This is a genomic window from Arenimonas sp. (genome assembly GCF_044348765.1).
Taxonomy (GTDB): domain Bacteria; phylum Pseudomonadota; class Gammaproteobacteria; order Xanthomonadales; family Xanthomonadaceae; genus Arenimonas.
The window spans coordinates 1-5,278 of sequence record NZ_JBIKSE010000088.1 but is presented as its reverse complement, the minus strand read 5'-3'; the positions used below and the strand labels follow the sequence as shown (position 1 = coordinate 5,278).

10 protein-coding genes are annotated in these 5,278 nt (G+C 62.5%); all 10 read left to right on the top strand.

The genetic code is table 11. The features are described 5' to 3' along the window. On the top strand, positions 1-422 hold a 422-nt coding region (locus ACIQ0Q_RS08790), incomplete at its 5' end, for a hypothetical protein (protein WP_395772563.1). After that, entirely contained in the window at positions 419-1,231 is an 813-nt protein-coding gene (locus tag ACIQ0Q_RS08785; RefSeq protein WP_395772562.1) for a hypothetical protein, read from the top strand. The genes ACIQ0Q_RS08790 and ACIQ0Q_RS08785, both read left to right, overlap by 4 nt. An 11-nt stretch (positions 1,232-1,242) precedes the next feature. After that, positions 1,243-1,779 (top strand): P-loop-containing protein, encoded by a 537-nt coding sequence (locus ACIQ0Q_RS08780; RefSeq protein WP_395772561.1) that lies wholly within the window; start codon positions 1,243-1,245, stop codon positions 1,777-1,779. 23 nt (positions 1,780-1,802) lie between these two features. After that, positions 1,803-2,270 (top strand): hypothetical protein, encoded by a 468-nt coding sequence (locus tag ACIQ0Q_RS08775; RefSeq protein WP_395772560.1) that lies wholly within the window; start codon positions 1,803-1,805, stop codon positions 2,268-2,270. Between the two features lie 68 nt (positions 2,271-2,338). Then, a complete protein-coding gene (locus tag ACIQ0Q_RS08770) occupies positions 2,339-3,220 on the top strand; it encodes a terminase large subunit domain-containing protein (protein ID WP_395772559.1) in 882 nt (293 codons plus the stop codon). Beyond that, the gene (locus ACIQ0Q_RS08765; protein ID WP_395772558.1) at positions 3,217-3,387 is read left to right on the top strand and encodes a hypothetical protein; all 171 of its coding nucleotides are present in this window, start codon (positions 3,217-3,219) and stop codon (positions 3,385-3,387) included. Before ACIQ0Q_RS08770 ends, ACIQ0Q_RS08765 begins: the two co-directional genes overlap by 4 nt. Then, complete coding sequence (locus ACIQ0Q_RS08760; RefSeq protein WP_395772557.1) at positions 3,381-4,010, top strand: hypothetical protein; 630 nt, start codon at positions 3,381-3,383, stop codon at positions 4,008-4,010. The genes ACIQ0Q_RS08765 and ACIQ0Q_RS08760 overlap by 7 nt, the downstream gene beginning before the upstream one ends. 45 nt (positions 4,011-4,055) lie before the next feature. Further along, positions 4,056-4,253 carry a hypothetical protein gene (locus tag ACIQ0Q_RS08755; RefSeq protein WP_395772556.1) on the top strand — a complete coding sequence of 66 codons (198 nt, stop codon included), beginning with the start codon at positions 4,056-4,058 and terminating at the stop codon, positions 4,251-4,253. A gap of 3 nt (positions 4,254-4,256) precedes the next feature. Beyond that, positions 4,257-5,051 carry a hypothetical protein gene (locus tag ACIQ0Q_RS08750; protein ID WP_395772555.1) on the top strand — a complete coding sequence of 265 codons (795 nt, stop codon included), beginning with the start codon at positions 4,257-4,259 and terminating at the stop codon, positions 5,049-5,051. Then, a partial coding sequence (locus ACIQ0Q_RS08745; protein WP_395772554.1) for a hypothetical protein occupies positions 5,048-5,278 on the top strand: 231 nt, incomplete at its 3' end. The genes ACIQ0Q_RS08750 and ACIQ0Q_RS08745, both read left to right, overlap by 4 nt.

Genomic DNA, 5,278 nt, shown 5'->3' with positions numbered 1-5,278 from the left:
CCGCCGAGCACATCCTCCCCGACTGGCGCCTCGGCGACACCGCGTGGACCTCCGGCATCGTGAACAAAACCTCCGCCCTCATGTATCACCGAGACCGAAACAACGGAATAGGCGCATGGTCGGCGATGGTCGTCGTCCGACGAAACACCCGAGGCGGACATCTCCACCTACCCGAGTACGACGTCGTCATTCCGTGTCGAGACGGCGCCGTCGTGATGTTCCCCGGACCGGAGATCGTCCACGGCGTCACCCCGATCGACATCCGCCCGGACGGATACCGATACTCGGTCGTGTACTACTCAGTGGCGAAGATGGCTCACTGCCTCCCACCGGATGAGGAACTCGCCGACGCTCGACAGTCCCGCACGAACTCAGCGATCACGATGCTCGACCGACAACGCGAACAAGGTTTCCTAGCATGACAACGGACCGCCCACGAGTCTTCGTTTTCACTTACGACCGATACGAGACGATCACTACATCGCCGATGCTCGAAGCAGAGAACATTGAACACGTCGTCCTCTGTCACTCCGAGGAGCAGAAAGATCATTTCATCGAGGCCGGACGAGTCAGACCGGATCGAATCATCGCAACCGGAGAACCCCGAGGACTGGCATACAACCGAAACATAGCCCTCGACATGATGACCGAAGGCGAATGGGCGATGTTCCTCGTCGACGATCTCCGAAGCGTTTCATCAGTGGACACATACGACACTGAACTCGAAGCGTCGCCTCTCCCGATCACGATGGAAAATCAGAGCGAATGGAGACCACGGTTCCGGACAAAAATCTCATTAGAAACATTCCTTGAACGCGCACATAAAGACACCGAGCACGCCGAGAAAATGGGCGCGCACCTCGTCGGCTTTTGCGGCGTGGGAAACGTCCTTTTCCGAACAAAGAAATGGACGTACAACACCTTCGCCGATGGGCGCGCATGGATGGTACAGAAAACCGATCTCCGATTCGATCGCAACGTTCACACGATCGACGACCTCTGCTGGACTGCGCTAAACATTGACCGATTCGGAGTGACAGTGAACGACAACTGGATTCTTCCGGACTGTAGCCGCTACACCGCCGGCGGATACGGGTCAATCTCCGACAGACTCGAACAGAAGATGACAGAGATCGACTACCTCGTCCGCACCTATCCGCACCTAATCACCACACGAGCGAAGAAAGGCTGGCCGGAGGGATCGCACGCCGTCCTTCGCCGCACTCGCTGACGACAAGACCGATGACTGACACGTTCACCTACATCATCGGAATCCCCGGATCCGGGAAGTCGACAGCACTAGCGAAAGCGACCGCTCACCTCGCGACCCTCCCGCTCGACAAACCCCTGAAACACGTCGCGCTACTCGACCCCGACAACGATCACGCCCTGACCGCCGTCGAACTCGGACACCGTCGACCCCTGTTCCCCGGAACTGACGCTCTCTCTCGAAACGTCCAACCTCGCGCCGTCTCATGGATCGCAACCCACCCCGCCCGACATCTCATCGCCGAAGGAGACCGCCTAGCGAACCCGTCGTTCCTCGACGCGATCCTCAACAGCGACTACACCCTCCGCCTCGTATGGCTCGACACCCCGACAGACCTCGCCGCCTCTCGACGAGCCGCACGATCCACCGTCATACAGAACCCGTCATGGGTGAACGGCCGCATCACCAAGATACGCAACCTCACCGACACCTACGAAACGATCCGACTCGACGGCACCCTCGACCCCGACACCATCGCCGCCGAACTCCGACAACTCCTCAACCTCTGACTGAACCGGAGTAACATCACCTCATGGCAAAGACGAAACTCACTCCCGAGGTCAAGGAAAAGATTCTCTCCGCCCTCACCGCCGGCAACTACCAAGAAGCCGCCGCCGCATACGCCGGCATAGATCAAGGCACCTACTACCGATGGATGGAACGAGGCCGCATCGAACGCGACCGAGCCAACGCCGGCGAGAAACCACTGAAAACCGAGACCATCTACCGCGAGTTCCGCGAGGCAGTAGAGACCGCCCGAGCACAAGCAGAGGTACGGAACACCGGCATCATCAACAAAGCAGCGAACGACGGAACATGGCAGGCCGCCGCGTGGTACCTCGAACGATCGCATCCGCAGCGATGGGGACGAATCAACCGAACCGAGATCAGCGGTCCCGAAGGCGGACCGATCAAGACTGAAGTCGACCTCGTCGATCTCGAAGCACGACTCGCCTCTGCCCTCGGACTCGGAACCGACGACATCACGCCGGAGCAGTGAGCACGACTCCGACGCTCGACGATTTCCTCATCTCCCCCGAGTCGTTCAGCCGGGAGGAGAGGTTCTCGATGCTGGCCCAACTCTCACCGGACGAGATCGGATCGGTCCTCCGGATCCTCGATCTCCACGAGAACGCGCCTCGACGTCGGTTCTACTGTCCCGTGCCGGGATGCGATGGCGCTCCGCACGAAGGGTTTCACTGGTGCGATCATCCGATCGACTCGACGGACCATCTCCCGGAGTGTCGACACGCGCGCGCCTCTCAACGTCCCCCCGAAAACGACTGGTTCGTATGGTTGTTCTCCGGCGGCCGTGGCACCGGCAAGACTCGCGCCGGCGCCGAATGGGTCCTCGACCAAGTGTGGAACAAAGGTGCGAAACGGATCGCTCTCGTCGCCCGCACACCGGCAGACGCGCGCGACGTCATGATCTACGGCGACTCGGGGATCATGGCGTGTTCGGATCCTCATCCTCGACCGGAGCACGAGCCAACGAAACGGCGTCTCGTGTGGCCGAACGGCGCGCAGGCGTTCACCTATTCGGCGGCGGCCCCGTCTCAGTTACGAGGTCCTCAGCACGACGCGGCGTGGTGCGATGAAATGGCCGCATGGCCCGACGCGACGAAAGGCGACTCCCTCGACACGTCGTGGAATAATCTCATGCTCGGACTCCGCATCGGTCGCGACCCGAAGTGTTTCGTGACGACGACACCGAAACGCGTGAAACTGATCCGGCAGATCATGGAGCGCGACACGACCACGACCACGACCGACACGACGTACGCGAACCTTGTCAACCTCGCGCCGTCGTTCCGGGATCAGGTCCTCGCCGCCTATGAAGGAACCCGGATCGGCCGTCAAGAACTGTACGGCGAACTCCTGACCGACGTCGAAGGCGCCCTATGGTCCCTCGATCAGATCGACCGACTCCGAGCGGAATGGTCCTCATGACCGCCGACCGGGATCTCGACATCGTGACCGAACTCCGACTCCTCGCCGAACTCGCCGACTCCTCCGAGGTCGGTCTCGTCATGCTGTCCGGACGATCGTTCACTGACGCCGCCGATCAGATCGACGCGCTCCGGGCGCGCCTCATCTCCGCCGAGGTGGAATGGTGATCGCCGTCGACCGTGGAGATTTCACGAGAGTCGTCGTCGGAGTCGATCCGGCCGTCACGTCCGGCGACGCCGCCGACGAGACCGGGATCGTCGTCGTCGCTCTCGGTCCTCACGTCCCGGAGACGTGCCGAACCGAACGATGCTCAGGACACGCGTACGTTCTCGAAGATGCGACGATCCCTCGGGAACTCCGACCGACTCCGGATCAGTGGGCGAGTCGAGCGGTCGAGGCGTTCGATCAGTGGCAGGCCGACCGGGTCATCGCCGAAGGCAATCAAGGCGGCGACCTCGTGACTCAGGTCCTCCGCACGGTTCGCCCCGGACTGCCCGTCACCCGGGTCACCGCGAGAGTCGGGAAACGGACACGAGCCGAACCGATCGCCGCACTGTATGAGCAGGGTCGAGTTCATCACGTCGGATCGGCCGTCGGTTTCGCCGTCCTCGAAGATCAACTCACGACATGGACTCAGTCGTCCGGAGAGTCTCCCGACCGCCTCGACGCGCTCGTATGGGCGATCTCCTCGCTCGGCATCGCCGGCACCGACGGAATCATCCCCGACTTCGTCCCCGTCGGTCTCGGCAAGAGCAACGCGTTCGACCTCGGCGGACTCGGCCGCCTCTGATCGAGTGTTTCACATGAAACACCGCCGGCGACTACGATCGAGATCATGACCGACCACCACGGAAACCCGCTCACCACCGACCCGACCCTCACCGCTGAGCAATGGCTCGACTACGGACTCTCCCGGGGATGGTGCTCGACGTCGTTCTGTTCGACTCACGATCTCGGACCGATCACCGCCGACGAGGAGTCCGCCCTCGACGACGGCGACGACCCCTGTATGCCCGTCGTCCGTCTCCTCTGACCGATGGCGGCGACGTTGCTCCGGCAGAACTCAGAACTCCGCCGAATCCGAGTGTGGAACTGGACTATCCCCGCCGGCCCCGTCACCCTCGACGATGGCCGCCGTGTGAACGCCTGCCCCAACGCTGACGGATGTCTCGCTCTCTGCTACGCCCGGGTCAACTCATACGCCTTCTCGAATGTCAGAGGCGCCCACCTCCGCAACCTCGCCCGCATCCTCGACGACCTCGACGGATGGTCCGACGAGATGATCTCCGAACTCGCTCACCCTCGACACCGACCGAGCGGAGATCCCCGCCTCGACGTCCTCGACACGATCGACCCGGCCGACGAATGGGCGATCGAGTGGGCCGAGGCCGGAGGGTCCGCCGTGCGGATCCATGACGCCGGCGACTTCCTGTCCGACGGATACGTCGAGGCGTGGCTCCGGATCGCCCGAGTGACTCCGGACGTCCTGTTCTACGCGTACACGAAGGAGGTCTCCCGGTTTCGTCGACTGGTCGAGGGTCAAGCACCGCCGAACTTCCGATGGTTGTTCTCCCTCGGAGGGAAAGAGGACCACCTCCTCGACCTCGACGTCGACCGGCACGCCGAGGTGTTCGCCACCGACGACGATCTCTCCGCCGCCGACTACACCGATCAGGAGTCGAGCGACCTTCTCGCCGTCCTCGCTCCGACCCTCCGGATCGGCATCGTCTCGAACAACGTCCCGCACCTCCGCCGGCAGATGGGCGGACAATCGTTCGGGGAGATCCAACGTCGACGAGACGAGCGCCGCACGACAGGACCTCGACCGTGAACTCGACGACGTGGACGATCCTCCTCGTGTTCGAGGCGATCGGTCTGTACGGTCAGTGGAAAGTAGGGTCCGGCCGCTGGTGGGCGTGGGCGATCGTGCTCGGACACTCGGTCCCGTGGTTCGTGCTTCAGATCCTCGCCGACGCTTACGTCGCGGCAGCGATGGCGCCCCTATGGTGGACCGTCAATCTTGCGAACCTGATCCGATGGCGCCGAGATCAGAGTCGA

Coding starts and splice junctions, on each gene's coding strand:
- ACIQ0Q_RS08785 (WP_395772562.1), top strand. CDS start 419: ATGACAACGGACCGCCCACGAGTCTTCGTTTTCACTTACGACCGATAC.
- ACIQ0Q_RS08780 (WP_395772561.1), top strand. CDS start 1,243: ATGACTGACACGTTCACCTACATCATCGGAATCCCCGGATCCGGGAAG.
- ACIQ0Q_RS08775 (WP_395772560.1), top strand. CDS start 1,803: ATGGCAAAGACGAAACTCACTCCCGAGGTCAAGGAAAAGATTCTCTCC.
- ACIQ0Q_RS08770 (WP_395772559.1), top strand. CDS start 2,339: ATGCTGGCCCAACTCTCACCGGACGAGATCGGATCGGTCCTCCGGATC.
- ACIQ0Q_RS08765 (WP_395772558.1), top strand. CDS start 3,217: ATGACCGCCGACCGGGATCTCGACATCGTGACCGAACTCCGACTCCTC.
- ACIQ0Q_RS08760 (WP_395772557.1), top strand. CDS start 3,381: ATGGTGATCGCCGTCGACCGTGGAGATTTCACGAGAGTCGTCGTCGGA.
- ACIQ0Q_RS08755 (WP_395772556.1), top strand. CDS start 4,056: ATGACCGACCACCACGGAAACCCGCTCACCACCGACCCGACCCTCACC.
- ACIQ0Q_RS08750 (WP_395772555.1), top strand. CDS start 4,257: ATGGCGGCGACGTTGCTCCGGCAGAACTCAGAACTCCGCCGAATCCGA.